Below are 24,864 nucleotides of genomic sequence, written 5' to 3'. Positions count from 1 at the left end.
CTATGCCTCACCGTTTTGCGCAGCGTGGTGGTGTGGAACCCACCGCACACCCACGAGGGTGATGTCATCGCGCTGTGGTTCCGAACCCATGTGAGCGGCCAGCTCGATTTCCAAACGCTTTTGCTGCTCCGGCAGCGGCAGGTCAGCCACCTTGACCAGCAACTCCCGTAGGCGACGGGTTCTGAATTTCTGCCCTTGGGGGTCGGGTTGGTCGGCAAAGCCATCGGTAGCCAGATACAGCATGGTGTTGGGCGTCAGGTCCACATTGTGGTTGGTGAAAACCCGCGCCTGCCGCCGGGACTGCCGGCCGCCAATCGCGTGCCGGTCGCCTTTGATTTCGGCCAGCGCTCCGTCGGCCACGACATACAGCGATTGCCGCGCCCCGGCAAAAGTCACTGTGGCCGTCGTCAGGTCCAGTCGGCACGCCGATGCTTCCATGCCGTCGGGAAGTCCGGTGTCGTCCTGCTGTTTGAGAGCGCGGCTGACGCCATGATGAAGCTGCTGGAGCAGCTCAGCCGGGTCGAGTACCTGCCGCTCGGTGACGATGTTCCCCAGCAGGTCGTTGCCGATCATGGACATAAACGCCCCCGGCACGCCATGACCTGTGCAGTCAGCCACCACAAAGATGACAAGGTCGTGGTGCCGGTGAACCCAGTAAAAGTCCCCAGAAACGATGTCCTTGGGCTTCCAGAGGATGAAGTGCTCGCCAAGCAACCGCTGGATTTCAGCACTGGTGGGGAGGGTGGACCGCTGGATGATCTGCGCGTAGGTCAGACTCTCCAGAAAGTTGCGCTGCTGGATTTCAATCTCGCGTTTGCTGGCGGCGATGTCCACATTGCGCGCAATGAGTTCCTCGTTTTTGCGGAGAACTTCCTGCGTGCGCTCCGCCACGGTGGCTTCCAGCGCCTGCGTCCGGGCCGTCAACTGGCGCAGCCGCCAGCGGAGGCCACCATACAAAACCAGCGTTCCAGCCAGAGCAAAGCACAGGTACGCCGGCCAGGTCTGCCACCACGGCGGGCGGATCACCATCTGCAACAGCACGGTCCCGGCATTCCACACACCATCGTGATTCACCGCCTTGACGTGAAAGGTGTAGTGTCCGGCGGGAAGGTTCGTGTAGGTCGCTTCGTGCCGTGTACCGGCGTCGCGCCAGTTCCGGTCAAACCCTTCCAGCCGATACTGATACCGGTTGTTTTGGGGAGCGTGGAAATCCAGGGCGGCAAAGCTCACTTCCAAGGCATTCTGGTCGTGATTGAGTGTAAGGCGGCTCACTTCAATGGCAGGTTGTGGCTGGCCGTTGATGCTGACTTTGGTGAGCACGACCGGCGGCAGCGACCGGTCATCTTTCACGTGGGACGGATGAAAGATGGTGAGGCCCTGCGTGCCGCCAAAAAACATTTCGCCACGGGCATTCTGAAAGGCCGAAAAGCGGTTGAATTCGCGCCCTTGCAGGCCGTCATCCACGGTGTAAGTGCGAAAGGTCAGGCGCTGCGGATCAACGTGTGACAGTCCCGCGTCGCTGCTGAGCCAGAACGTCCCATCGGTGTCGGGCAACATGGCGTAGCAGTTGTTGTGTGGCAGTCCCTGTTCTTCGGTGATGTGGGTGAATGTCTCGCGCTGTGGGTCGAAGCGGCACAGCCCGGCACCCTTGGTCACCATCCACAGCGTGCCGTCCATCCCTTCCGCAAACCCTGTGACATAAGGGACGCCGTAGGCCGGCTTGCGCTCGATGCGGTATGTTTGGTGGGTTTTGTGCACCGGGTCATAACGCACCGCCCCGTAAATGACGCCAATCCAGAGATGATGGTCACGCCGGTCTTCGTAGAAGCACTGTACGTCATCCCCCACGGCGTCCGGCGGGAGTGGCAAAGGTGTGAGGCCGAAGGCTTTCGTCTGGTCAGTGACGGTCCTGTGATCGGGTGAGACCTCAAACAACCGACCCGCCATGCCAATCCAGAGGTGGCCCCGGTGGTCTTCACAAAGGGCCTGGGTGGCGAGGATTGGCAGTTGCGGCAGTGGGGCTGGCTGAAGACGGCGTTGTTCCGGGTTCAGGATGTAGAGTCCGTATTCCGTTCCAACCCACAGCACCTGGTGTCGGTCTTCGCAGATGGTAAAGACCGCTTCGGATGGACGCTTGTCAGGTTGGGTAAAGCGGACGTTGTAGCGTTCCACCTGCCCGGTGCGCCGGTCCAGCCGGCTGATACCGCCAAACTGCGAGCAGACCCAGAGCCGGCCGCGGCTGTCTTCCAGGATGCCACGGGTGTAGCTGCTGACGAGTGATTGGTCGTCAAACGGGTGGTGGCGATAGGTTTCAAACCGGTTGCGTATCGGAGAGAACTTCAGCAGACCGTTGATGCGGTCGCCAAACCAGAAGACCCCGGAGCGAGCCTGCATCATCACCATGGGTTCCTGGGCTTTGAATGTGCCCGAAGGGACTGTGTTCTGGATGAAGGTCAACTCACCCGTGGCGAGGTCCAGCCGCCTGGGAGCCGAGAAGCGTTTGAAAATCCAGACACTCCCGGACTGATCCAGAAACACGGCCTTGCCATGCCGTGAGACGTCATGTGGCAGTGGCAGCGCCCGGTCTTCGCCGGTGAGCGGGCGTCCTTCCAGGTCGTATCCCTGGGTGATCCGCAACGTTTGTGGATCGAGCAGAAACAGTGCCCAGTTGATGAAGCCAACGCAGATGCGACCGTCCAGGAGTCGCCCGACAACATGGCCGGAAAACTGAAGCAGTACAATATCTCCTTTTTGCAGGGGCGGAGGCGCGGCCAGGACGACGGAAAACCGTCTGGTCTGCCGGTCAAACAGCAGGATGCCGTGATTGCTGCCTACCAGAAAGCGGTCCGGGGCAATTTCGAGGGTGCTTGAAACATACGTGGCGGGCGACCGCAGGTGAAGGTCACGCCAGAGAGGATATACGGCGCTGACGTTGGTTTGGGGATCAAAGCAAACGAGGCCGTCATTGCCACCCAACCACACCAACCCATCCTGGCTGACTTCGATGCTGCTGAAATAGCGTTCCTTTGGGGAAAGTGTGAGGGCATAGCTTACGAAGTGATCCGTCCAGGCATCGTAACGGCACAGCCCGCACCCATCAGTGGCCATCCACAGCGTCCCATCCGGGCCCTGCGCCAGCGCCCGGATGAAGTTTGCGGGCAGGCTGTTGGGGTCGTCAGGGCGGTGGCGATAGACCTTGAAGCCGTAGCCGTCGTAGCGATTGAGTCCGTCTTCCGTCCCAATCCACAGGAAGCCGCGCCGGTCCTGAAGCAGGCAGGTGATGCCATTGTTGGAAAGCCCCTGATCTTGCGTGAACTGCTCAAAGACAACACCGGCCGAGGTTGGGTTGCGGGCCGGCGTGCCCGGCGCCGGCCAGGAAGCGACATTCCACCAGAGGATGATCAGGATGAAGGTCCAAGCAAGCGCGGGCATAGGCGGCGGCGGGGCAGCGGAATCGAAAGCACCTTTGGTTGAATCAAGCTGACCCGGTTGAAGCCACCGCAGAAACGCTTTCAATGACAGAAATAAGGTTACTGCACCGCGTTCGACGCTTCAACCGTGTTTCCAGGCGATGCCGGATGGGAACTGGCTAAGCAAACAGCCACTGGCCGGCCAGTCCGGCCAGAGCGCCACCAAAGAGAATGAACATCGGGTTGGTGTGGTGACGTCCGGCCAGCCAGGCGCTGGTCAGGCCCAGACCGGGAGCAAGCACCCACGTGTAAAGGGCAGGCGTGTAGGCGCCCTTTCCGATGGTGACGGCTGCTGCCGCGAGCAATGCCACGCCGGTAGGCATCACACCGCGCAACGCCCCCTGTACCAGAGCATTCTGCCGGAAGCGTTCGACGGCCCCGGCAACGATGACGACCAACCACAGGGGTAAGCCGAAGATGCCCAGGGTCGCTACGGCTGCTCCGGCCAGCCCCGCCACCCGGTAGCCGATAAAGGTGGCGGCAATGACGAATGGCCCCGGCGTCAACAGTCCCAGCGCCGCCGCGTCGGACACTTCCTTTGATGTCAGCCAGTGGTGTACGTCCACAACTTCATGCCCCAGCAATGGAATGATGACGAAGCCGCCGCCAAAGGTCAGCCCCCCGACCTTGAGCGTGACCATGGCAAGCTGTACGAGCCGCCGGAGGAATGGCTCGGTGATGAAGCCGCTGCCAAGCCCCATGCCGGTCACAAGAAGACCCAGCCCCAGAGCCAGGAACAGGTGGCGGCGAAGGGGCAACGGCGCCTGAAGGGGCGCGGTGGTGTCCGGTGGGGCATCCGTCCGGCGCTGCCGGGCCGCCCCGAACAATCCACCAAGGAGCGACAGCAGGATGAGATACAGCGTCAGCGCCGGAAAGGATACGGCCAGTCCAAAGACGGCAGCCGCCTGAAACCACTGCCATTGTGTGGTGACGGCTTGCCGTCCCAGGCGCACGGCCGTCACCGCCACCAGCCCGGAGGCTGCGGCGTTGAGTCCTGTCAGGACGGCCGTCGCAGAAGGAATGTCCCGGAGATACCCGTAGAGCGCGGCCAAGACGAGCATGAGCACGAAGGACGGCAGGGCATAGAGCGCCATGCTCACCAGCGCGCCAACGGGACCGTGCAGCCGGTAGCCCACAAACGCCACCGTGTTCGTGGCAATGGCGCCCGGCAGACTCTGCGCCAGCGTTGCCGCTTCGAGAAACTCCCGGTCACGGAGCCACCGGCGGCGCTGCGTGAACCGATCCTGAAGCAGACTGATCATGGCCCCGCCACCGAAGGCCGTCGCGCCGAGCAAAAGACAATCCCCACCCAACTGGCGCAGGGTGGGGCGCGGTTCGGCCTGCAGACTGGTATCCGGCCCGATGTCCGGCCCAACGGCCGGCCCAGTGTCCGGCCCGGTCGCTTCGGCTTCAGGTGCGGCGGCCATCAGGCAAACGAATAGGTTTTGCCCGCGCCGTCATCCGTCCCGGATTTGGCTTCTTCAGCTTTGGCTTCCGAATGTTCGGTTGCGGGAGGCGGGCTGGTCGCGGCCGGCGCAGCTTCCGCAGCCGGCGGGGCGGCTGCCCGTTCAGCGGCCATCGCCTTGTCAAACTCAAGGCGGTTGGTCGCAGCGGCGCGGGCCACTTCCGGCGTGATTTTGCCCGCTTTGCACAGCTCCACAAGGTGCTGGTCAAAGGTCATCATGCCGTACTCACGGCTGCGGGCAATGACGAACCCAAGATCGTTGAGCTTTTCGGGATTGCGCAGGCATTCCTGGACGGCGCTCGACATGCGCAGAATTTCGACGGCCGGAATGCGCCCCTGCTGGTTCGCCATCGGCAACAGGCGCAGCGAAATAACGGCCGCCAGGTTGTCGGCCAGCCGGGCCCGCGCCACGGCCTGTTCTTCCGGCGGATAGAAGCCCAGGACGCGGGAAATCGTTTTCTGGGTATCGGTCGTGTGAATGGCGCTGAAGACGAGATGCCCGGTTTCGGCTGCGCGCAGGGCTGTGTCGAAGGTGACGGCATCCCGAATTTCCCCAACCAGAATCACATCCGGGTCCTGGCGCAGGGCCGCGTGCAGGGCTTCCGGGAACGAGCGGGTATCCTGCCCGATTTCGCGCTGCGTGATGATGCTGCGGTCGTTTTTGTAGAGAAACTCAATCGGGTCCTCAATCGTGATGATGTGGAGTTTGCGCGTCCGGTTGATGTGCTCGATCATGGCCGACATGGTGGTGGACTTGCCATTGCCCGTGGCCCCGGTCACAAGGACGAGGCCGCGGCCCAGGTCGGCAATGTGCGCCAGCGTCGGCGGCAGGTTCAGTTGCTCAAGCGTACGGGCTTCGATGGAAATGGCGCGCAACACGATGGCAAAGCTGTTGCGTTGCTTGAAGATATTGGCCCGGAAGCGGCCGGCGTTTTCAACGCCGTAGGACACATCCTTTTCGACGAACTCATCGTAGGCGTGCAGGCGGTCGTTTTTGAGCAGAATCTGGGCGATGAGTTCCGTGTCCTGTGGCGTCAGAACATCATATTTGACATCCATCAACGTCCCGTTGTAGCGGAACAGGGGAACGCTCCCGGCCTGAAAGTGAATGTCGGAGACGCCGCTTTTGACGGCCATGGTGAGAATGCGGTCAAGGATTTTTTTGTCCATAAGCAGTCATCCCGTCAACGCAAGGTGATAACGAACACGCACATCGTGACAGCGGAACGGAAGCCATCGGGTCGTTTGGGGCAAGTACCTGGCAGGGCTGCTGCTGACTGTTGCACAAGCCGGCGTTTTGTCAAGGCAGGCGCATCCCGGCTACGAAGGTTTCGAGGGTCTGTGGGGACTCCACCTGGAAAGTGACGGCTTCGGGCACGATTTGCCGTACCAGCCCGGTGAGTACTGTTTTGGGTCCGACTTCGACAAAAGTCGTCGTCCCCTGGGCAACGAGGGTCTGAACCGACGCGACCCACTGCACCGGCGCGCAGACCTGCGCAATGAGGTTTGCCCGCACCGTCTCGGCTTCCGTCGTCGGCTGGGCATTGACGTTGGCCACCACGGCACACTGTGGCGGGTGAAAGGTCAGCTCGGCCAAATCCCGCGCCAGTTTTTCTTCCGCCGGTTTCATCAGCGGGCAGTGAAACGGCGCACTGACGGGAAGCTCAATGGCCCGGCCCTTGCGTGCCCGGACCAGCCCGGTAGCGCGTTCCACCGCCGGACGATGGCCGGCAATGACCGTCTGCTGCGGGGCATTGAAGTTGGCCGGGCGGCACAGCTCGCCGTCCTGCTCAGCTTCGGCGCACAGCGCCGTGACGGTCTGGGCGTCCAGCTTGAGAACGGCCGCCATGGCCCCCACCCCCGGCGCAACGGCTTCCTGCATGTACTGTCCGCGTCGCCGCACCACCCGGACGGCATCGGCAAAGTCGAGCACACCAGCCGCGACAAGGGCGCTGTATTCCCCCAGGGAATGCCCGGCGACGATGCCGGGGGCAAAGCCCTGCCGGCGCAGGACGCGCCAGGTGGCTACGGCGTGGGTCAGCACGGCCGGTTGGGTGTTGGCCGTGAGGTTGAGTTCGGCTTCGGGTCCTTCAAAGCACAGGGTACTGAGGGCAAATCCCAGGGCATCATCGGCTTCCTGGAAGGTTTCACGGGCTTCGGGAAACGCGGCGGCGAGGTCGCGCCCCATGCCGACGTACTGCGATGCCTGTCCGGGAAAAAGAAAAGCCAGCATAGTGAAACATCCATCCGCGCCGGACCGGTTCACCGGAAGCGGTCATCAACGCTAAAGCAGACTCAGGCTTTGTGGTTGCATACGTTTTCGGAACCGATAGACTCGCGTCAAGCACGGATGCGCCGGCAGCGCACTTTTTTGTTTCTGGAAACAGCTCATGACAGGACTGGCCATTCTCGGCTCGACGGGTTCGATTGGTTGCAACACGCTTGATGTCGTCGAGCACCTGGCGCCCCGCTTTACGGTCGTGGCGCTCGCCGCCGGGCGGAATGTCGAACGCCTGGCTGAACAAATCCGGCGCTACCGTCCACAGCTTGTTGCCGTGGCGGATGAGGCTGCCGCGCAGCAGCTTCGGCAACTCGTTGCGCCGGACTGGACGGGTGACATTGCCGTTGGTGTGGAAGGGATGGTGGCTGTGGCCACCCACCCGGCGGCCGCCGTGGTGATGTCGGCCGTGGTCGGCGGACGCGGCCTGCTCCCGACGTTGCGCGCCATTGAGCTGGGCCGCCGCGTGTGCATTGCCAACAAGGAACCGCTCGTCATGGCCGGCGAACTCATGATGCGCCGGGCGCGGGAATGTCAGGCGGAAGTCCTGCCGGTGGACAGCGAACACAACGCCCTGCACCAGTGCCTGCGGGGCAACGCCCGCACGGAAGTGTACCGCCTTGTGCTGACGGCCAGCGGCGGCCCCTTTCGGACGCTGCCGGTGGAGGACTTTCCCCGGATTACCCTGGCGGAGGCGCTGCGGCATCCAACCTGGACAATGGGGCGCAAAATCACCATTGATTCCGCCACCCTGATGAACAAGGGGCTGGAAGTCATCGAGGCCCGGTGGCTGTATGACCTGCCGCCGGAGCAGATCGAAGTCGTCATTCATCCGCAGTCGGTCGTGCATTCGCTCGTGGCTTTTGTGGATGGCTCAACGATGGCGCAGTTGGGCGTGGCCGATATGCGGCATCCGATCCAGTACGCCCTGACTTACCCGGAACGCCGGCCGGCGCCGGTTGAACGGCTCGACCTGACGGCCGTGGCCAGGCTGGAGTTTTATCCGCCGGACCCGGTGAAGTTTCCGTGCCTGCGGCTGGCCTACGAAGCCTTGCGCGCCGGCGGTACGTTCCCGGCCGCACTCAATGCCGCCAACGAAGAAGCCGTGGCAGCCTTTCTCGAAGAACGCATCCGGTTCGTGGATATTCCCTACGTCATCGAGACCACGCTGGCCCGGCACGATGGACAATCCACCACGTCCCTTGAAGCTGTGTTGGCAGCGGATGCCTGGGCCCGGCGTGAAGCGCAGCAGATGATTACCGCCCTTGGCCGGTAGCCGGGAATGAAGTGAAAAGGAGTGCCTGTGAAAGTTGGGAATCTCATCCTCGCCTGCGCCAGCATCGTGCTGCTGGGCGTTCTCTACCTGCTCTTTTACCCGGTCGGGATTGATGCCGCCGCATGGACGCCGCCGCCGGCTCCAAAGCTGGAAGGGGTCTATGCCGTCAACCAGGCGTTGGCTGGAGTGGCCCGACTTGGGGCCGAGGTCATTGTTGGGTCGGAAGATGTGGCGGTCGGCCCCGATGGGCGTCTCTATGCCGGCGCGAAGGATGGCACCATCTACCGCCTGCCGGTCGAGGGAGGGACGCCGGAACGGTTCGCTTCCACGGGTGGGCGGCCGCTGGGCCTGAAGTTTGACCAGCGCGGCCACCTGATCGTGGCGGACTGCTTTCGCGGCCTGCTGGACATCGCCCCCGACGGCACGGTGTCGGTACTCAGCACGGAAGCTGGCGGCAAGCCCTTCCGGTTTACCGACGATCTCGACATTGCCGCTGACGGAACCATCTATTTCACCGATGCTTCGTGGAAGTTCGGCCAGCCTGAATACCGTCTGGACTTCCTGGAGCACCGCCCCAACGGACGCCTGCTGGCCTATGAGCCGGCAACGAAGACGACGCGCGTCGTGCTCGACAACCTGTACTTTGCCAATGGCGTCGCCATCAGTCCTGACCAGCAGTTTCTGGTGGTGGCCGAGACGGCCAAGTACCGGCTGCTGCGCTACTGGCTGGCCGGCGAGCGGCGCGGCCAGGTTGAGCCGCTCATCGAGAATCTGCCGGGCTTTCCCGACGGCGTTTCAACGGGCCAGAACGGCGTGTTCTGGGTGGCACTCTTTGCCCGGCGCAACCCCGTGCTTGACCGTCTGCTGCCACAGCCCTTCTGGCGGAAAATGGTGGTGCGGTTGCCGCGCACCTTTCAGCCGAAGCCCGACCACTACGGTTTCGTCCTTGGCATCAACGACCGGGGGGAAGTCATCCGAAACTTGCAGGACCCGGCGCCCACGGCCTTTGCGCCCGTCACCAACGTGGTCGAGCACGCGGGGCAGCTCTACCTGGGCAGTCTGGAAGACAAGGGCATCGGTGTCTTTCCCCTCGAACAACCAAAGTGAATTCCAACCGGATGGGGAGATGACGTGAAAAACCTGCTCTGGCTGCCGTGGCTTGACCGGCTCTCAGCCGGCGGTCCCTTTCTGCTGCGCCTGGCTGTTGGCGGCGCGATGGTCATTCACGGTTCGCAAAAACTCTTTGGCGATCCGGGCCGGTTCATCGGTTTTGTCGAAAAGCTGGGATTTCCGCTGCCGACGGTCTTCGGGTGGGCGGCCATTGCCGCCGAGTTTTTGGGCGGGCTGGCGCTCGTGCTCGGTCTGGCGACGCGCTGGGCCGCTGTGTTCGTGGCTTTTACGATGGGTGTCGCCGCTTTCATCGCCCATGCCAACGATGGCTTCAACAAGCAGGAATATCCGCTCGTGCTGATGCTGGGCGCGCTGTCGTTGCTGCTTTCGGGCGCGGGCGCGTGGTCGCTCGATGCCCGGCTTTCCAGGTCATCCAAGGTGAACTGACCCGCGCCTTTACGCCCGCGTCCGGGCGCGGTGCGGCGCGTTGTCGGCGAAAACGCCTAGTGGTCAAGCATGGCCTGACAGACCATGCCCTCCGTAATCAGTGTGCCGGGGGGGATGGACTGCGTCCGTACGATGCCGAATCCGGTGGCTTCCAGCCGGACACCTGCCTTGGCACACGCCATCAGGGCCGCCCGCAGGCTGAGTCCGCGCAGGTCGGGCATCCGCCGGGCGTCGCCGACCGTGACGACGGAAGTCGTTTCCGGGTTCGGGGGCGCAGCCAGAACCGTTGCCTGTGTCGTGGGGCGTGGTAGCGGCGCCGGGCGGTCTGCCGCCTCGCCGTCGGGAGTGGCTTCGCGGGGAAGCGGCGCTCCGGCGGCCCAGGCCGGGTCCACCTCCGGTGAGGTGTCGGGCGGTATCTTGAGCAGCGGCAGCAGGGTTTCCACGACGCGGGCAAAGACCGGAGCGGCGGCATCCCCTCCGTGGTGGCGTCCGTAGGGTGGCTCATCGATCATGACGGCAATCGCCAGCGCCGGGCGGGTTGCCGGCGCAAAGCCGACGAACGAGGCAACATAGCGCGTTTCGGAGTAACGTCCACGTTCGACTTTTTTGGCCGTCCCCGTTTTGCCGGCGGTCGTGTAACCGCGCACGGACGCCCGTTTGCCCGTGCCACGTTCGACCACGGCCCGCATCAGGTCGGTCATCTCGCGGGCGGTTTCGCGGCTGACCACGCGGCGGGTGCGCGGCTTGATGTCGAGCAGCACATCCCCGGTCGTCGAGACGATGCGCCGGGCCACGTGGGGCTGAACCCAGACGCCGCCATTGGCAATCGTGGCTGCGGCGGCGCACAACTGAAGCGGCGTCACATTGACGCTGTAGCCCATGGGCACCGCGCCCAGCAGGGCATCGCTCAACTGGCCGACCCCGCCCGGTGTTTCGCCGGCCAGACCGACTTCGGTTGGCTGCCCGAAGCCAAACCGTTCGACGTAGCGCAGCAGCCGGTCGCGTCCCAGCCGGAGGCCGGTTTTGATGGCAGCCACGTTCGAGGATTTCGCAAAGGCTTCTTCGGCCGTCAGCGCCCCGTAGCGCCCGCCGTCGAGAATGGTGTGGCCATTCATCTGGATGGACCCGCCCTGGCAGTCAATCTTCTGCTGGCGCGTCAGGAGCTTTTCCTCGAAGGCCCCGGCGTAGGTGACGATTTTGAAGACCGAGCCGGGTTCGTAGTGGTCCATCACGGCCCGGTTGCGATACCGGCGCAGCAGCGCCTCGGCGTCTCGGGGTGGTTCGTGGAGCGGGTCGCCAAAGGAAGAGGCCAGCGCCAGGACTTCGCCCGTCGCCGGTTCGAGAACGGCAATCGCCCCTCCCTTGCCCCCCTGTTCCCGGAGGGCTTCGGTCAGGATACGTTCGACTTCAAACTGTATCTGGGCATCGAGCGTCAGGATCAGGCTTTGCCCGACTTCGGGGGCGGTTTCGAGAACGTTGAACACCTTGCGGCGCGCGTCCTGTTCGACGATGACCCGTCCGGGACGGCCCAGAAGATGCTGCTCGAACGCCCGTTCGACGCCGGCTTTGCCGCGTTCTTCCACTTCATCCTCGCTGAGGCCGACAAAACCGATGACCGATGCGCCGACCAGTCCCTGGGGGTAATGGCGCTGCATTTCGGTCACGAGTTCAACGCCCGGCAGCCCCAGGTTCTGGATGGCCTTTTCCTCTTCCGGGCTGACTTTACGCTTCAGGGCCACGAAGGGCCGCTTGCTGGTGAGCTTTTCCAGCACCTTGTCCGCATCCAGCCCCAGAACGGCTGCCAGCGTGGCCGCCAGTTTCCGCCGGTCTTCTTCGGGACGGATATTCTGCGGGGCCACATACACCGAAGCGACCTTGAGGCTCGTCGCGAGTTCACGGCCCTGGCGGTCGAGAATGGTGCCGCGGGCGGGCGTTGTCCTGAAGGTTTTCTGCTGCTGCTGCTCGGCTTTTTCACGCAGCGTTTCGGCCTGATAGACCTGGAGTTGCACGAGTCGCCCGATGACAATGAGCATCCAGAGGACGAGCAGCCCGCCGATGGTGAGCATGCTCCAGTCCACCGTCGCTGCCGGGCGGTCGGCGGCCGAAACCCGCCGCCGGCGCGTCATGGGCGTTGGGGCGTTGCGGATTGGCGCGGCAATGCGTGTCGTCAGGGCCCGACCCGTCGGCATCAGCGACGCACCTCCACGCGGACGGTCTGGCTTGGCCGTGGCGGGGAAAAGTTGTGGGCGCGGGTGGTGCCGCTGAGCAGCAACGGCGAAAGCTTACGCTGCCGCTCAATTTCGAGCCGTTGCCGTTCACGGGTCAGTTCGTCGAGTTGTTTGCGTAACTGGTCGGTTTCGTAACTCAGGCGTAGGGCTTCCAACTGCTGCCAGGCCGCGAAGCCAAAACCTGCGGCCAGCACCAGCCCGATGATCCCTACCGTTGACCACCGGAAAAACAGCCGCCAGTCGAGAGAGGGGCGGCGCGGCCGGTTGGCGACCGGGGAAACGTAGCGATAGTGAGACATACGAGCCTCTCCACCATGTCGTTGAGATGTCCCCCCTGAGTTCGTTCTTGGCACGGGCGCACGGCTGCCACGTTATGGAAGTCGCTCTGCCGCACGGAGTTTGGCGCTGCGTGCCCGTGGATTGGAAGCGACTTCGGCGGCCGTCGGCACGATGGGCCGCCGGTGCAGAAGCCGTAAGCGTGGCGTCGGCGTCACCCGGCGTCCCCAGAAGTCCGTCGGCGCGTCATCATCGGGGATGCCGGCTTCCCGGCGCAGCGCCCGTTTGATGGGGCGGTCTTCAAGCGAGTGAAAGGTGATAACCACCAGTCGCCCACCCGGTGCGAGCACATCCGTGGCCTCCGAGACGAAGGTTTCCAGTCCGTCCAGCTCCCGGTTGACGGCAATCCGCAGGGCCTGAAACGTGCGGGTTGCCGGATCAATCCGCTGCGGGCCACGCTGTGGAACGGCCTGCCGGACGATGGCCGCTAACTGGCCGGTTGTCCTGATGGGGGTCTGGCGGCGGGCCTGAACGATGCGGTACGCCACACGGCGCGCATAGCGTTCTTCGCCCCACTGCCGGATCACCTCCGCCAGCGGCTCTTCTTCCCAGGTGTTGACGATGTCCGCGGCCGTGACCGGCTGCGAGGTGTCCATGCGCATGTCGAGCGGTCCGTCGTGGCGAAAGCTGAAACCACGCGCCGGTTCATCGAGTTGCCAGGAAGAAACCCCCAAGTCCACGAGGATGCCGTCCACCTCCGACCATCCCGGCTGGTTGAGTATCGTTTTCAAGGAACGAAAGTCAGCGTGAACGAAACGCACCTGGTCGCCATACCGGGCAAGACGTTCTGCGGCCTGGCGCAGCGCGCCGGCATCCCGGTCAATGGCAAGCACCTGTGCGCCGGCCGCCAGAAGGGCCGCGCTGTGACCGCCAAGCCCGACCGTCCCATCCACAAACCGCTTGCCCGGCGCCGGCGCAAGGGCCGTCAGGACTTCAGCCGCCAGAACCGGCGTGTGTCGCGGGGGCAGGTCAGGCATCATGGGAAACTTCAGGAATACCTTGCCAGAGCGGGATAGTAGGCAGCCTCCGGCCGGGGGTCAAGCCGGGAGAGGCTTTTTTTCGGGAATAAACGGGCTTTCTGGAAAGGTTTAGTTGCCGGGAGAAAAGGATTCGCTTGATGTTTCGCTGAAGAGTGTCAGTCGGTGCCATCACCCCGCACAAGCTGCGCCACGACTTCGACATGGGCGGTCTGGGGAAACAGGTCCAGTCCGACGAGCTTCGTCAGGCGATAGCCGTGCGCCAGCAGCAGTTTCAGGTCGCGCGCCAGGGTTGCCGGATGACACGAGACATAGACGATCTGCCGGGGGCGAATCGTCACCAACCCTGTGCGGACGGCGTTATCGAGACCGGCACGCGGCGGGTCCGCCACAAGCCAGTCCACCCGGTCGGTAAAGGCAGCCGCCCGCATCTGCATCCACCGGGCGCAGTCTTCGGCGACGACCTGGGCGTTGGTCAGTTGGTTGTGCCGGATGTTTTCGCGGGCAAAGGCCACGGCATTCGGAGAGGCTTCAATGGCCAGCACCTGCCGGAACTTCCGCGCCAGCGGCAGGGTGAACAAGCCCACGCCGGCGTAGAGATCGAGAGCCAACCCGCCGAAAGGCAGGTCGTCCGGCACGACTTCAGCGACAAGCGCCGCCACGAGTTCCCGGTTGACCTGAAAAAAACAGCGCGCGTCGTAGGTATAGACGAAATGCCCGATGCGGCGGGTAACAGGGCGACCGGGAAGGTCAGCAAAAGCCGGGAAGGCAGACAGCCCATCGTCATCCCCAAGGGCAATGTCCAGGGTTTTGCCAGCCAGAGAGGACGGTGCCTGTTGTCGCAGGACAGCCGGAAGCCGGGCCAGCGGCGGCGCCAGCAGCGGACAGGTCTCGATGTCACACAGGTCATTGGTTCCACTGGTGTAGAACCCGACCCGCAACCGATGGCCGTCCACGTCCAGCTTGAACTGGACACGGCTGCGATAGCCCCATTCGGGGCCGGTTCGCATCGGGATGGGCCCATCCCAGGCAATCTGCCCCAGGCGCAGTAGCGCCTCGCGGATGAACGCCTGCTTGGCCTCGACCTGGGCGGCATACTGGACGTGTTGCAACTGACAGCCCCCGCATGTGCCATAGTGCGGACAGGGCGCGGCACGCCGCACCGGCGAAGGCTGGAGTACCTCCAGCAGGCGGCCGCGCGCAAAAGTAGGCTTTTCTTCAACCAGGCGAACGCGCACGAGTTCACCCGGCGCTGTCTGCGGAATGAAGACGGCACGCCCATCGGGCAGGTGGGCCAGCCCTTCGCCGCCGGCGACGAGGCGTTCAATCCAGAGTTCGAGGGAATCGTCCATCGGGCGCCCCCTTCCTGACCACCACGGGGTGTCGCGTGAGAGCGCCCTGTTTCTAGTTCACCTGCGCGGCGGCCATCTGTTCGGCAAGTTGCACAACGGTACGGACGCCAAAGCCTGTCGGTCCTTTTGCCATGTCCGGCTTGTCGCTATCGAGCCAGGCTACACCGGCAATGTCCAGATGGACCCACGGCACGTCTTCGACGAACTCCCGCAGAAACCAGGCAGCCGTAATCGAGCCGGCATACCGGTTGCCCAGGTTCTTGATGTCGGCAATGTCGCTTTTCATCAACTCGCCGTATTCCTCGTCCAGGGGCAACGGCCAGACCTTTTCACCGGCCGCCGCCGCCGCCTGCTTGACACTTTCGATGAACGCGGAGTCCGTGCCCATCAGCCCGGCGCGTTCCTGACCGAGTGCCACCATGACGGCACCGGTCAGGGTGGCCAGGTCGAGGATGTGCGTCGCGCCGCCGTCCTTGCGGGCGTAAGCCAGAGCGTCACAGAGAACGAGCCGCCCCTCGGCATCCGTGTCAATGACCTCGATGGTTTTGCCATCGTAGGAATGCAGCACGTCGCCGGGCTTGTAAGATGTGGATGAAGGCATGTTTTCGGCAGCAGCAACGTAGCCATCCACAGCCATCGGCGGCTTGAGGCGGGCAATGGCCTGCATGGCGCCGATGACGGCCGCCCCGCCCGACATGTCGTACTTCATTTCCCACATCGCATCCCGTGGCTTGAGGCAGATGCCGCCGGTGTCAAAGGTAATACCCTTGCCGACGACGGCGAGGCGCGGCCCCTGGTCTCCGTTGGTTCCGGCCGGACGGTAACTCAACCGGATGAGTTGTGGTTCCTGGGCGCTGCCCTGTCCGACGGCCAGCAGCGCCCCCATGCCCATCTCCGCCATCCGGTCACGCCCGAAAATCGTGCATTCCAGCCCTTCACGTTCCGCCATGGCTTGCGCCCGCCGGGCCATTTCAGCCGGAGTGAGCTTGTTGCCGGGTTCCTGCGCCAGCGTACGGGCAAAGTTGACGGCCTCGGCCAGCGTGATGCCCCGGTCCACGCCCTGGCGAACCGTGGCTTCCGCCGCGCTCATGGCCGGCGTCAGGCACAGGGTCAGGGAAGCGATCGTCGTGGTGTCTTCTTTTGGCTTCCGGTACAGGGCCGGGTCATAGAGACCGGTGATGACGCCATCCGTGACGGCCGCGGCTGCCAGCATGGGGTCGAGGTGGTCGCGCAACACGATGCCAAGGGAAGTGACGCCTTTTTTGGCGGCAACCCGGGCAACCTGGGCGCTGCGCTGGCGAAGCGCCCGGTAGTCAAACTTCTCCCTGGCTCCGGCGCCAACGAGGATCAGGCGTTTGGCTTCAAGGCCACTGGTCGCATGCAGGGTAACGATGTCCCCGACCTTGCCGCGCATCTCGGTGCCAAAGACCGTGGGCAGCAGTCCTGGGAGAGCCGCGTCAAAGGGCATCAGCTCCGGGCTGGCCGGCGTTTCTTCCTCGAACACAAAAACGGCCACCGCCTCTGTGGCCAACGTACGCGCGTCGCGCGTCCAGATGTCAACGTTCATGCCGGAAAGGAACTCCTTGGGGTGTGGGAATGCCTGGGTTGTGGTGAGCTTCTATACTACTTGGCGGGACCTCAGAAACAAGCCCTGCCTCGGCCGGCACGGACCCCTGCCCCGGACGGCAATGCCCGGAAACAGCAGCCATGACGCAAAAAAACGGGTATGGGAAGCACCCTTCCCATACCCGAAGTTGAGATGCAAACCCTCCGCAGTACCTGCGGACGGATGCGTTTAGAACTGGTTGGCCATCACAAAGCCACTGGGCGTTTCGGCTCTCTTTTTGCGGCGGCGGCGGCGTTTCTTCTTCATCGTCTTCGTGGTGCCGGAGCCGCTGCCGGCCGTCGGCTGTTCCTGGGCATAGGCCGTCTCGATGACGCCGAAGGTCGTGACCCCCATGACGAGGGCAACGAACAGTGCAAGAGCTGCTTTCTTCATCGTGTTGCGCTTCCTTCCTGTGAAATGGCGTTTGACTGTGGATGCCGCCCCGTCGGGCGGCTGTCCACACTGTTCCCGGAACAACTTGCGTGCCATACCGGGAAAGGGGCGGTTTGTCTGACCAAGTTATTCAGAAACAATACTTTGTCTGTCCGCTACGGATGGTTGCGGAGCTGGTTTGTCCGGGCTGTGGGGCAAATTGGCCGGACGTGTGGCAGCCATGGCGGCCAAAATGCCACACTGTCCAGGGCAGCCCGGCCGTGACGCGCGCCCGGCAGGGAAGCCAGCCCTTGAACATCCAGCCTTGAAAATCCGACTTTGTGACCCTCGGTGGCGTCTTATGTCGTGCGCCGGCGAATGGCGCGCAAGAGATGACCAACCAGCGTGGCCGGCAGGGAGAACACGGCTCTATGGTGGAAGCGTCGGACCTGGAACTGGTCGAGCGTACGCTGGAAGGTGAACATCATGCCTTTGAAGTGCTGGTACGGCGCTGGGAACGCCCGATTTTCAGCCTGGCCTACCGCCTGAGCGGTTCGGACGAAGACGCCCGCGATGTCTGTCAGGAGACCTTTCTCGCGGCCTTCCGCCATCTCAAATCCTTTCGCGGAGAGGCGAAGTTTTCGTCCTGGCTCTACCGGATTGCGCTCAATGCGTGGCATTCGCGCCAGCGCCGCCAGCCGGCAGAAAGCCTGTCGCTGGAGGAGCAGGCTGAAACCCGTGGGTTTGATCCGCCGGATACGGACAATGCCCTCGACGAGCGGCTGCTGCGGGATGAACGGGCGCAACTCGTCCGCCGTGCCCTGGCGGCTTTGCCAGCCGAGATGCGGCAGGTCATCGTGATGAAGGAATATGAAGGGCTGAAGTTTCACGAAATCGCCGAGGTGCTCGGCATTCCGGTCAGCACCGTCAAGACCCGGCTTTACACGGGGCTGACCCTGCTGCGCCGGCGACTGGAAGGATTGGGGTTCTCCCCCGGCAAGGAGTAGCACTGTCATGACCACACCACGCAAACCCGCGACGGACAAATCCGCAATGGCCTGTGACCGCAGTTCGGACCTGGTGGCGTATCTCTACGGCGAGGCCACGCCCGCCGAAATAGCCAGCTTCGAGCGTCACTTGCAGACCTGTCCTGTCTGCCGGGCTGAACTCGAAGGTTTGCAGACCGTACGCACGGCGCTCCAGAGCTGGGAAATGGATGCCGTAGCGCCCCGGTTACAGCTCGTCATCCGTCCGACGGTGTGGCAGGCGTGGCGGGAGTTTTTCGCCCTGCTCCCGATGTGGGGCAGACTGGCTACCGGGGCGGCAGCCATCGTTCTCGTACTGTCACTGGCCAACCTGCGGCTGACCGTTGGCCCCCAGGGGGTATCGCTGTCCACCGGCTGGCTGAACGGCGCTGAACTTGCCCAAGCCCCACGTCCTTCAGCCCCCGCGCCAACCGTGCCCGACAGCCTGCCACGCCAGACAGGAACTTCACCGGCCGCAGATGACCCCGCGTTTCAACAGGCCGTGACCCGCCTGGTGGCAGAAGCCTTGGCGACCCAGCCACAGGCGCGCGACGCCGAGCTGGAAGCCCGGATAAACGCCCTGCTCGATGCCCGCCTGAAGCAGCAACGCGCGGAACTTGTGCGACTTGTCAATCAGCTCAATCGTGAGCAGCGTCTGCAACTGGCCGCCTGGATTCGGGAAAGCGAGCCGCGGTCGAGTCCCGACCTGCTCGATCTGGTCAGCACCTTTCCCGTGGCCGAGGGTGGGGATGAATAACTGGAGACGGCCGCCATCCACACCGTGCCGTCCATACTGGATGGCTCAGCCGGACTGCGGCGAACGGCTCACAGGTCGGCAGGTGTGAGCCGCGCGCGCTGCCGTCGTTCGGCTTGCGCGGCGGGCGACCAGCCCGAAACACGACTGTAGCGGTTGGTGGACTTGGCCAGCGTCTCCACGTGGTTTGAGCCGCACGACGGACAGTTCCCATGGCTTCCAACGGCGACATGACCGCAACTCCGGCACAGGGTGAATTCGGGTGACACCATCAGCCCTGTCGCCAGCCCGTCCGTACGCAGGTCGGCCACGAGTTGGGCAAGCTGCTCCGGCGTTGGCAGTTCATCGCCGAGCCAGACATCCGTGGTGGCGTTGAGCAGGCTGCCGCGCTGAATCTGCCCCTCCCACTGGGCGCGCTGGCGGGGCGGAAGAGCGACGGACGGTGACAGCTTCGCGCCGTTGACGTAGTTCCCCTCGTTGTCCAAATCCGCCGGCGAATAGCCCTCGGCAATCGTTTTGGGAAAAAACCGCGCGTCCGTGTGGGCAAAGCGTTCCGTCATGCCTTCCGTGTGGGATTCGGCCAGCGTGAAGTGGGTCTTGTGCCGGGAGGTGAGGCGAATCGCCTCGGCCGTCAGGTGGGCGATGACTTGGGCGCCGAAGTCGCGCGCGACGGAAGACTCATGCAGCCGGTAGCCGGTGACGGCCTGCGCCAGATCGTCCAGCCCGACCGGGCAGAGGCGGTGTGTCGTGCGGTGCAATCGCAGAAACGGACGCCCGCCCCGGCGCGCCGTCAGCAGGGCCAGCGGTCCATCCTCGCCCCGGGCCAGAAGTTTTTCCAGAAACACCCGCTTTTCCAGATGGGCCTGCGCGGCAATGTCCATCAGCCGCGTCAGTTCCTCAAATATCTCGACGGTTTTGCCGGGGCAGGCACGGTAGGCGGCACGGGGCAGGTTGATGGCCACAGCCTGAAAAGCGGCCGTGCACCATTCATCCGTCGTGGTATCGGCAAAAACCGTTTCGTACGGCAGTCCGAACCGATGCAGAAAGGCCTGCTCCGGGGTGTGGTCGAAGACAAACCAGACGTTGCCCCGTTCGAGCGCGGCCCGGCAGGCTTCCGTCACTATGGCCTGCCAGTCCGCGTCATCGTCTTCCGGGGTGACGTGCTGAACCAGACGCAGCCCGGAAAGGGGAAGCTTCTGCCCATCGCCGTCCCGGTAGGCCGCAAAGAGCGCCCGGAGAAAGCGCCGCGCCGTTGGGGTGTAGTCCTGATAGGTTTTTCCGGTCAGGTTGCCGCCCGGACCAATCGCCGGCCGCCGGGCCAGATAGGCCGGCGCGCACCAGTCAAGGTGGATGACGCACGTCGGGGTGATGCCGCCCCGCCCAACGGCCGGGGCCGACAGCTCGAACATCAGGGCTTCCGCCACCTGGAGCAGTTCACGCTCGCCAAGGTCTTCGAGGTAAGGCGCCAGACTGAAGTTGACGGCATCCCATTCGACCGCGCCATTGACATAGCCCTGAAGCGCCGCCGCCGACTTTACCAGGTGCGCCACCAGCACTTCGGGATGCCGGGCCGGACGGGAAGCCGCAAAGCGGTTGGGCAGGGCAAAGCCGTGGCGCTTGACGACATCCGGCGACTGCATGATGGCATACGGACGGTCAATCGCCCCCAAGTCCTGAATGAAGATGTCCCCCACCAGGTGCGCCTCGGCAATGGGTGCCGAAAAGACGGCGAGCAGGGCGTATTCGCGTTTGATGGCGGCGGCAATTTCAAGTCCCGTGCCTTCCGGGGTGAGTGGCAGCAGGGACGCCGCCGGGCCAGCCTGTTTGATGAGGCGGTCAATGTCGGACAGCGGCAGCCCCAGGCGGGAATAGGCGCGGTATTCGGCATCGAGACCATATTCGATGAGCTTGGCATCCACGAGCGTGCGGAGCAGCGAGGAAGTCACCCGGCGGAGCGCCGATTGCTGGATGATGGCTTCGATGTCCTGGGCAATACGCTGGGCCAGTTCGGGGCGGAGTCCGGTCTCGCGGCGCAGCGACTCCACAATGCGCCGCGCGTCAAAGCCGGTGACGCTGTCATCCGAACGACGCACGACAACCTGCGCCGTCGTGGCGTCCGGCGGTTCGGACAACGACTCGACAGGCGATGGCTCGTTCATGCGGCTCTCTCCTGCGCTGGCAGAACGGTCTTCGTGCGCGATGCCACACGGGGCGTCAACCCTGGCCGTGTGACTGAACTGGTGGTGTGCGTTGGCGGCCGTCCCGGTTGCCAACGCCCGAACGGCCCGCCGACAGCCCGGCTAAACGCTGGAAAAGTAACACATTGTCCCGGTCAGCTCAAAAAAACCGATGCCCCGGCCTGAACTCACAGCGGCTTGCCGGGAGCACCCGGCAACGTGCCGGCCAGATGTTTGAGCACGGCCGGAAGGTCGGCCGTCGGCGGCAGGCCTTCCAGGATAAAGACATCCACGCCCCGCCGCTCAATGTGGACACCCTCGCCCGTCACCACTTCTGATGGCGGGCGTTCGGCCGGTGCGTGGTCGAAGCGCCGTTCGGGAAAACGGCGGGCCGTCCGCGCCACGTACGCTTCAAAAAAGGCCTGGCTGCTGGCGGGGTTGTCCCAGCGGGTGACTTGTACGAGGCAGAGTTGGCCGGTCGGACGGTGTTCGTAGAGCGTTGAGCGGTCGCCGCCCCACCCCTGGGCGGCCCGGCGGGCCTGCTTTTCATCGAGAAATTCGCCCAGAATCAGCCGGTAGCCAAACTCACCCTGCACATCGTCGGTCAGCCGTTGCCAACCGGGTCCCAGCCGTGCCGCCAGGTCGGGCCGGGCAATGGCGACCGGGCGTTCGCGGGCAAAGTATTTTTCCGGGTGCAGGACCTGCTCCGTACTTTCCGGCAGATCGGTAAACGCCTGCGAAACCTGCGTCCAGCCGCCTTTGCGCAGCAACGCCTGGACGAAATCCGCCCCGCCCGCGTACGGAAACAGCAGGGACCGCTTGATGACGTTGGGCGCTGCCGCCAGGGCCGGGGATTTCCGGGGGTCGTTATCCGTGACGCCGAAGTTTTCCAGCAGGGTGCCAATCGAAACCGGGAGTTTCTGGATGTCCATCCGGCCGTCCAGGGCGTAGGCAATCATGGTTACAGTGGCATCCCCTTCGATGAGCGACTGGATGGCGAGGTCACGGTCGCTGTTTCCCTGGGTCGGCTTTTCAAACTGGCGCAGGTCAAAGTGTTGGTCCTGCAGCGCGTGCGTCAGTTCGTGGGCAATGGCGACCCGCTGGCTGTCGGGGTCGTCGTCGCCCATGCTCTCGGTCAGCACAAACTCGCCCGTTTTCGGCCGGTAAAATCCGGCAATCTGCTCGGTCAGGACGCGGATTAGTTCATCGCGCAGCGCATAGTCTTTGGGAATCAGCCCCAGTGCGACGAGCATTTTGGCCTGGTTGGCAAACTCTTCAGGCGTTTGCGAGCCATCGAGGTCCTGGATGACCACTCGCTCGACTTCCTTGCGGGAGCGGTAGCCCGACTGCACCGGACGCTTGATGGGCAACTCCCGCAGCCGCGACACATCCCGCAGGATGGTTTTCGTCTCCGCCAGGGCCCTGGCCACCTTGGGCGGTACGGCGCGTTGCTGGGCCGGCACCAGCGGAATGAGAAGCAACAGAAGCCAGAGACTGACGCCCTGGCCAACCCAACGTGGCCTGAAACCTGCTGACATGCCGATGTTCCCCCTGATGCGCGGTGCGTGAAGTGAGACCGCCGCCCGTTTCGCCGGGGGCGTCACGCGATGCTAAGTCAAATTGGGCAGCAGATAAAAGTTGGCCTGAAAAGTTTTGCCTGCGGGCGCCTCCGCAAAGTAAGTTTTAATACCTACGCTTTCCGCCACCTGTCTTCACCTGGTGGCATGCCGTGGTCATCGCTCGATTCCAGCAGTGCGTCATCGCTGCGCCACCACGCCAACGATGAGCGCACTCCCCGAACAACCCTCAGACTGGAAAGGAGTTTTTGCGGCATGAAAGTTTTCGCCACCCCTCACCTACGCAACGTCGCCCTCGTTGGTCATGGTCACGCCGGCAAGACTTCACTTGTTGCGGCGATGCTCTACGCCATGGGGGCGACGCCCCGCCTTGGCAAAGTCGCAGACGGAACGGCCCTGACAGACTTTGATGAAATTGCCATTGCCCACCAGCTTTCGACGCAGACCGGTGTCGCGCACGGCGTCTGGCGCGACCACAAGCTCAATCTTCTCGACACTCCGGGGGCAACGGCCTTCATTCTCGACAGCCGTCTGGCCCTGCGCGCGGCTGAAACGGCGCTCATCGTCCTCGACGCGCACAATGGCGTCGAAATCGGAACGGAAACCGTCCGGCAGTACGCGGCTGAATTCAATCTTCCCTGTTTCGTCTTCATCAACAAACTCGACAAAGAGCAGACGGATGTGGAGTCCTGCCTGCAGGCGCTGACCGAGCAGTGTGATTTGCGGCCGGTGCTGCTCCAGATTCCCATCGGCATCGAGAAGCAGTTTCGCGGTCTTGTGGATGTCGTCCGCCAGCGGGCGTTTCTCTACCAGACGGACGGCAGCGGGGCCTTTGTCGAAACCGACGTGCCAGCCAACCTGCAGACCGCCGTGGCCAAGGCGCGGGAAGCCCTCATCGAGCGGGTGGCCGAAAGTGATGACCGCCTGCTGGAAACCTTCTTCGAGCAGGGCACGCTGACGGACGAGCAGGTGCTGGCCGGGTTGCCGGCCGCCATTCAGTCCCAATCCCTGACGCCGGTCTTTCTCGGCTCGGCGACGCTCAACATCGGCATCCCGCAACTGCTCGATGCCCTGGTGTCAATTGCCCCTGACCCGGCACACGTCGGCGGCTGGCTGGGGATGTCGCCGCTCGATGACCACCTTGTGTCGCCGCGTCATGTGACGGACGATGAGCCATTTGCCGGCTATGTCTTCAAAACGCTCGATGAGCAGTTCAACCGAATCTCGCTCTGTAAAATCATTTCCGGCGTCCTGCGCCCGGATTCCCTCGTGGTGAACGGCAGCCGGGGCGCACTGGAAAAGGTTGCGGCCCTTTACACACTCCAGGGGCGGCAACTCGACAAACTGACGGAAGCCCATGCCGGCGACATCATCGCCCTGACCAAACTCAAGGACACGCACACGGGGGATACCCTGTGCGACAAGGCGGCCCCGGTGCGGTTTGCTCCCGTGACCATGCCGGAGCCGGCGATTTCCTTTGCCATCGAGCCAAAATCGCGCGCTGATGAAGACAAGCTTTCCGGCGCCATGCTGCGCATCATCGAACAGGACGGCACGCTGCGTTATGCGCGTGACCCCCAGACCAAGGAATTCATCCTTTCGGGAACGAACCAGCAGCACATCGAACTCACGGTCGAACGACTCAGGGTGCGTTACGGGGTGGAAGTCGTCATCCATGCCCCCAAAGTGCCTTATCTGGAAACCTTCAAGGGGCGGGTCGAGGTCCACGCCCGGCACAAGAAACAAACCGGCGGACGGGGGCAGTTTGGCGACTGCAAGTGCATTTTCGAGGCGCTGCCCCACGGCGCCGGTTTCCGCTTCGTGGATAAAATCGTCGGCGGCGTCATTCCGCAGCAGTTCCGTCCGGCGGTCGAAAAGGGAATTCTGGAAGCGGCTGAACACGGAGCGCTGGCGGGTTATCCCGTAGTGGATTTCCAGGTCGAACTGGTGGATGGCTCCTACCACACGGTGGATTCGGATGAACTTTCCTTCAAGCTGGCCGGACGCAAAGCCTTCCGCGCCGCAATGGAAAAGGTCAAGCTGGCACTGCTTGAACCGATCATGCACGTGGTCGTGAGCGTGCCCAACGAGTTTGCCGGCGACGCCATGAGCGATCTCTCCACCCGTCGCGGCCGCATCCTTGGCATCAACGCCAAGGGAACCCGGCAGATTGTCGAAGCCCACGTGCCACTGGGTGAAATGCTGACCTACGCCACGGCGCTCAACTCGCTGACGAGCGGGCGTGGCAGCTACACGATGCGTTTTGCCCACTACGACGAAGCGCCGCCGCAGGTGACGCAGCGAGTCGTGGCCGAGGCCCAGGCGGCCGGGCGTATCCGGGCGCTGGAAGAAGTCTGAACCTGATGGCTCTGGCGGAGCCTTGTCCGTGGCCGGAAGGATTGTCCTTCCGGCCA

General features: G+C 63.7%; 18 protein-coding genes. 6 read left to right on the top strand and 12 right to left on the bottom strand.

Features of this window, described 5'->3' with window-relative positions; translation table 11 throughout:
• The 4 genes from J8C05_RS09725 to fabD all read right to left on the bottom strand — a co-directional run bounded on the left by J8C05_RS09725 (position 1) and on the right by fabD (position 7,168).
• Positions 1–3,432, bottom strand: coding sequence for a two-component regulator propeller domain-containing protein (locus tag J8C05_RS09725; RefSeq protein ID WP_211422000.1), 3,432 nt, complete (start codon positions 3,430–3,432; stop codon positions 1–3).
• A 157-nt stretch (positions 3,433–3,589) separates the two neighbouring features.
• Positions 3,590–4,897, bottom strand: a complete 1,308-nt coding sequence (gene chrA, locus J8C05_RS09720) for a chromate efflux transporter (RefSeq protein ID WP_211421999.1) — start codon at positions 4,895–4,897, stop codon at positions 3,590–3,592.
• A complete protein-coding gene (locus tag J8C05_RS09715) occupies positions 4,897–6,105 on the bottom strand; it encodes a type IV pilus twitching motility protein PilT (protein ID WP_211421998.1) in 1,209 nt (402 codons plus the stop codon). Before J8C05_RS09715 ends, chrA begins: the two co-directional genes overlap by 1 nt.
• A 130-nt stretch (positions 6,106–6,235) precedes the next feature.
• On the bottom strand, positions 6,236–7,168 hold the full coding sequence (gene fabD, locus J8C05_RS09710; RefSeq protein WP_014100475.1) for an ACP S-malonyltransferase: 933 nt from the start codon (positions 7,166–7,168) through the stop codon (positions 6,236–6,238).
• A 157-nt stretch (positions 7,169–7,325) separates the two neighbouring features.
• Here fabD and J8C05_RS09705 point away from each other — a divergent pair, with 157 nt between their 5' ends.
• From J8C05_RS09705 to J8C05_RS09695, 3 genes are read left to right on the top strand one after another with little or no spacing between them, the layout of a single operon-like run.
• Complete coding sequence (locus J8C05_RS09705) at positions 7,326–8,489, top strand: 1-deoxy-D-xylulose-5-phosphate reductoisomerase (RefSeq protein WP_211421997.1); 1,164 nt, start codon at positions 7,326–7,328, stop codon at positions 8,487–8,489.
• A gap of 21 nt (positions 8,490–8,510) precedes the next feature.
• A complete protein-coding gene (locus J8C05_RS09700) occupies positions 8,511–9,596 on the top strand; it encodes an SMP-30/gluconolactonase/LRE family protein (protein WP_246840693.1) in 1,086 nt (361 codons plus the stop codon).
• Between the two features lie 24 nt (positions 9,597–9,620).
• A complete protein-coding gene (locus J8C05_RS09695) occupies positions 9,621–10,046 on the top strand; it encodes a DoxX family protein (protein WP_211421996.1) in 426 nt (141 codons plus the stop codon).
• Between the two features lie 56 nt (positions 10,047–10,102).
• Here J8C05_RS09695 and J8C05_RS09690 read toward each other — a convergent pair whose 3' ends face one another.
• From J8C05_RS09690 to J8C05_RS09665, 6 genes are all read right to left on the bottom strand, one after another.
• Positions 10,103–12,235: a penicillin-binding protein gene (locus tag J8C05_RS09690; protein WP_211421995.1), complete on the bottom strand. Its 2,133-nt coding sequence runs from the start codon at positions 12,233–12,235 to the stop codon at positions 10,103–10,105.
• A complete protein-coding gene (locus J8C05_RS09685) occupies positions 12,235–12,573 on the bottom strand; it encodes a hypothetical protein (protein WP_211421994.1) in 339 nt (112 codons plus the stop codon). Before J8C05_RS09685 ends, J8C05_RS09690 begins: the two co-directional genes overlap by 1 nt.
• A gap of 72 nt (positions 12,574–12,645) precedes the next feature.
• The gene (gene rsmH / locus J8C05_RS09680) at positions 12,646–13,590 is read right to left on the bottom strand and encodes a 16S rRNA (cytosine(1402)-N(4))-methyltransferase RsmH (RefSeq protein WP_459543824.1); all 945 of its coding nucleotides are present in this window, start codon (positions 13,588–13,590) and stop codon (positions 12,646–12,648) included.
• Positions 13,591–13,745: 155 nt separating this feature from the next.
• Positions 13,746–14,939, bottom strand: a complete 1,194-nt coding sequence (locus J8C05_RS09675) for a class I SAM-dependent RNA methyltransferase (RefSeq protein WP_211421993.1) — start codon at positions 14,937–14,939, stop codon at positions 13,746–13,748.
• 52 nt (positions 14,940–14,991) lie between these two features.
• On the bottom strand, positions 14,992–16,506 hold the full coding sequence (locus tag J8C05_RS09670) for a leucyl aminopeptidase (RefSeq protein WP_211421992.1): 1,515 nt from the start codon (positions 16,504–16,506) through the stop codon (positions 14,992–14,994).
• 228 nt (positions 16,507–16,734) lie between these two features.
• Complete coding sequence (locus J8C05_RS09665) at positions 16,735–16,938, bottom strand: hypothetical protein (protein ID WP_211421991.1); 204 nt, start codon at positions 16,936–16,938, stop codon at positions 16,735–16,737.
• A 410-nt stretch (positions 16,939–17,348) separates the two neighbouring features.
• On the opposite strand from J8C05_RS09665, the gene J8C05_RS09660 reads away from it, so the two are divergent.
• Both J8C05_RS09660 and J8C05_RS09655 read left to right on the top strand, forming a co-directional pair.
• On the top strand, positions 17,349–17,924 hold the full coding sequence (locus tag J8C05_RS09660; protein WP_014100465.1) for an RNA polymerase sigma factor: 576 nt from the start codon (positions 17,349–17,351) through the stop codon (positions 17,922–17,924).
• Positions 17,925–17,931: 7 nt separating this feature from the next.
• Positions 17,932–18,699, top strand: coding sequence for an anti-sigma factor family protein (locus J8C05_RS09655; protein ID WP_211421990.1), 768 nt, complete (start codon positions 17,932–17,934; stop codon positions 18,697–18,699).
• A 68-nt stretch (positions 18,700–18,767) separates the two neighbouring features.
• Here the strand turns inward: J8C05_RS09655 and nrdD are convergent, their stop codons facing one another.
• Both nrdD and J8C05_RS09645 read right to left on the bottom strand, forming a co-directional pair.
• Positions 18,768–20,855, bottom strand: a complete 2,088-nt coding sequence (gene nrdD / locus J8C05_RS09650; RefSeq protein ID WP_211421989.1) for an anaerobic ribonucleoside-triphosphate reductase — start codon at positions 20,853–20,855, stop codon at positions 18,768–18,770.
• A 206-nt stretch (positions 20,856–21,061) separates the two neighbouring features.
• Positions 21,062–22,411 carry a hypothetical protein gene (locus J8C05_RS09645; protein WP_211421988.1) on the bottom strand — a complete coding sequence of 450 codons (1,350 nt, stop codon included), beginning with the start codon at positions 22,409–22,411 and terminating at the stop codon, positions 21,062–21,064.
• A gap of 294 nt (positions 22,412–22,705) precedes the next feature.
• On the opposite strand from J8C05_RS09645, the gene J8C05_RS09640 reads away from it, so the two are divergent.
• The gene (locus tag J8C05_RS09640) at positions 22,706–24,808 is read left to right on the top strand and encodes an elongation factor G (RefSeq protein WP_211421987.1); all 2,103 of its coding nucleotides are present in this window, start codon (positions 22,706–22,708) and stop codon (positions 24,806–24,808) included.
• Positions 24,809–24,864: the final 56 nt, after the last annotated feature.

Source organism: Chloracidobacterium sp. N, assembly GCF_018304765.1.
Taxonomy (GTDB): Bacteria; Acidobacteriota; Blastocatellia; order Chloracidobacteriales; family Chloracidobacteriaceae; genus Chloracidobacterium; species Chloracidobacterium aggregatum.
Note: the sequence above shows the minus strand (reverse complement) of the source record. Positions and strands in the feature narration are given on the sequence as shown.

Coding starts and splice junctions, on each gene's coding strand:
- J8C05_RS09725 (WP_211422000.1), bottom strand. CDS start 3,432: ATGCCCGCGCTTGCTTGGACCTTCATCCTGATCATCCTCTGGTGGAAT.
- chrA (WP_211421999.1), bottom strand. CDS start 4,897: ATGGCCGCCGCACCTGAAGCCGAAGCGACCGGGCCGGACACTGGGCCG.
- J8C05_RS09715 (WP_211421998.1), bottom strand. CDS start 6,105: ATGGACAAAAAAATCCTTGACCGCATTCTCACCATGGCCGTCAAAAGC.
- fabD (WP_014100475.1), bottom strand. CDS start 7,168: ATGCTGGCTTTTCTTTTTCCCGGACAGGCATCGCAGTACGTCGGCATG.
- J8C05_RS09705 (WP_211421997.1), top strand. CDS start 7,326: ATGACAGGACTGGCCATTCTCGGCTCGACGGGTTCGATTGGTTGCAAC.
- J8C05_RS09690 (WP_211421995.1), bottom strand. CDS start 12,235: ATGCCGACGGGTCGGGCCCTGACGACACGCATTGCCGCGCCAATCCGC.
- J8C05_RS09685 (WP_211421994.1), bottom strand. CDS start 12,573: ATGTCTCACTATCGCTACGTTTCCCCGGTCGCCAACCGGCCGCGCCGC.
- rsmH (WP_459543824.1), bottom strand. CDS start 13,590: ATGATGCCTGACCTGCCCCCGCGACACACGCCGGTTCTGGCGGCTGAA.
- J8C05_RS09675 (WP_211421993.1), bottom strand. CDS start 14,939: ATGGACGATTCCCTCGAACTCTGGATTGAACGCCTCGTCGCCGGCGGC.
- J8C05_RS09670 (WP_211421992.1), bottom strand. CDS start 16,506: ATGAACGTTGACATCTGGACGCGCGACGCGCGTACGTTGGCCACAGAG.
- J8C05_RS09665 (WP_211421991.1), bottom strand. CDS start 16,938: ATGAAGAAAGCAGCTCTTGCACTGTTCGTTGCCCTCGTCATGGGGGTC.
- J8C05_RS09660 (WP_014100465.1), top strand. CDS start 17,349: ATGGTGGAAGCGTCGGACCTGGAACTGGTCGAGCGTACGCTGGAAGGT.
- J8C05_RS09655 (WP_211421990.1), top strand. CDS start 17,932: ATGACCACACCACGCAAACCCGCGACGGACAAATCCGCAATGGCCTGT.
- nrdD (WP_211421989.1), bottom strand. CDS start 20,855: ATGAACGAGCCATCGCCTGTCGAGTCGTTGTCCGAACCGCCGGACGCC.
- J8C05_RS09645 (WP_211421988.1), bottom strand. CDS start 22,411: ATGTCAGCAGGTTTCAGGCCACGTTGGGTTGGCCAGGGCGTCAGTCTC.
- J8C05_RS09640 (WP_211421987.1), top strand. CDS start 22,706: ATGAAAGTTTTCGCCACCCCTCACCTACGCAACGTCGCCCTCGTTGGT.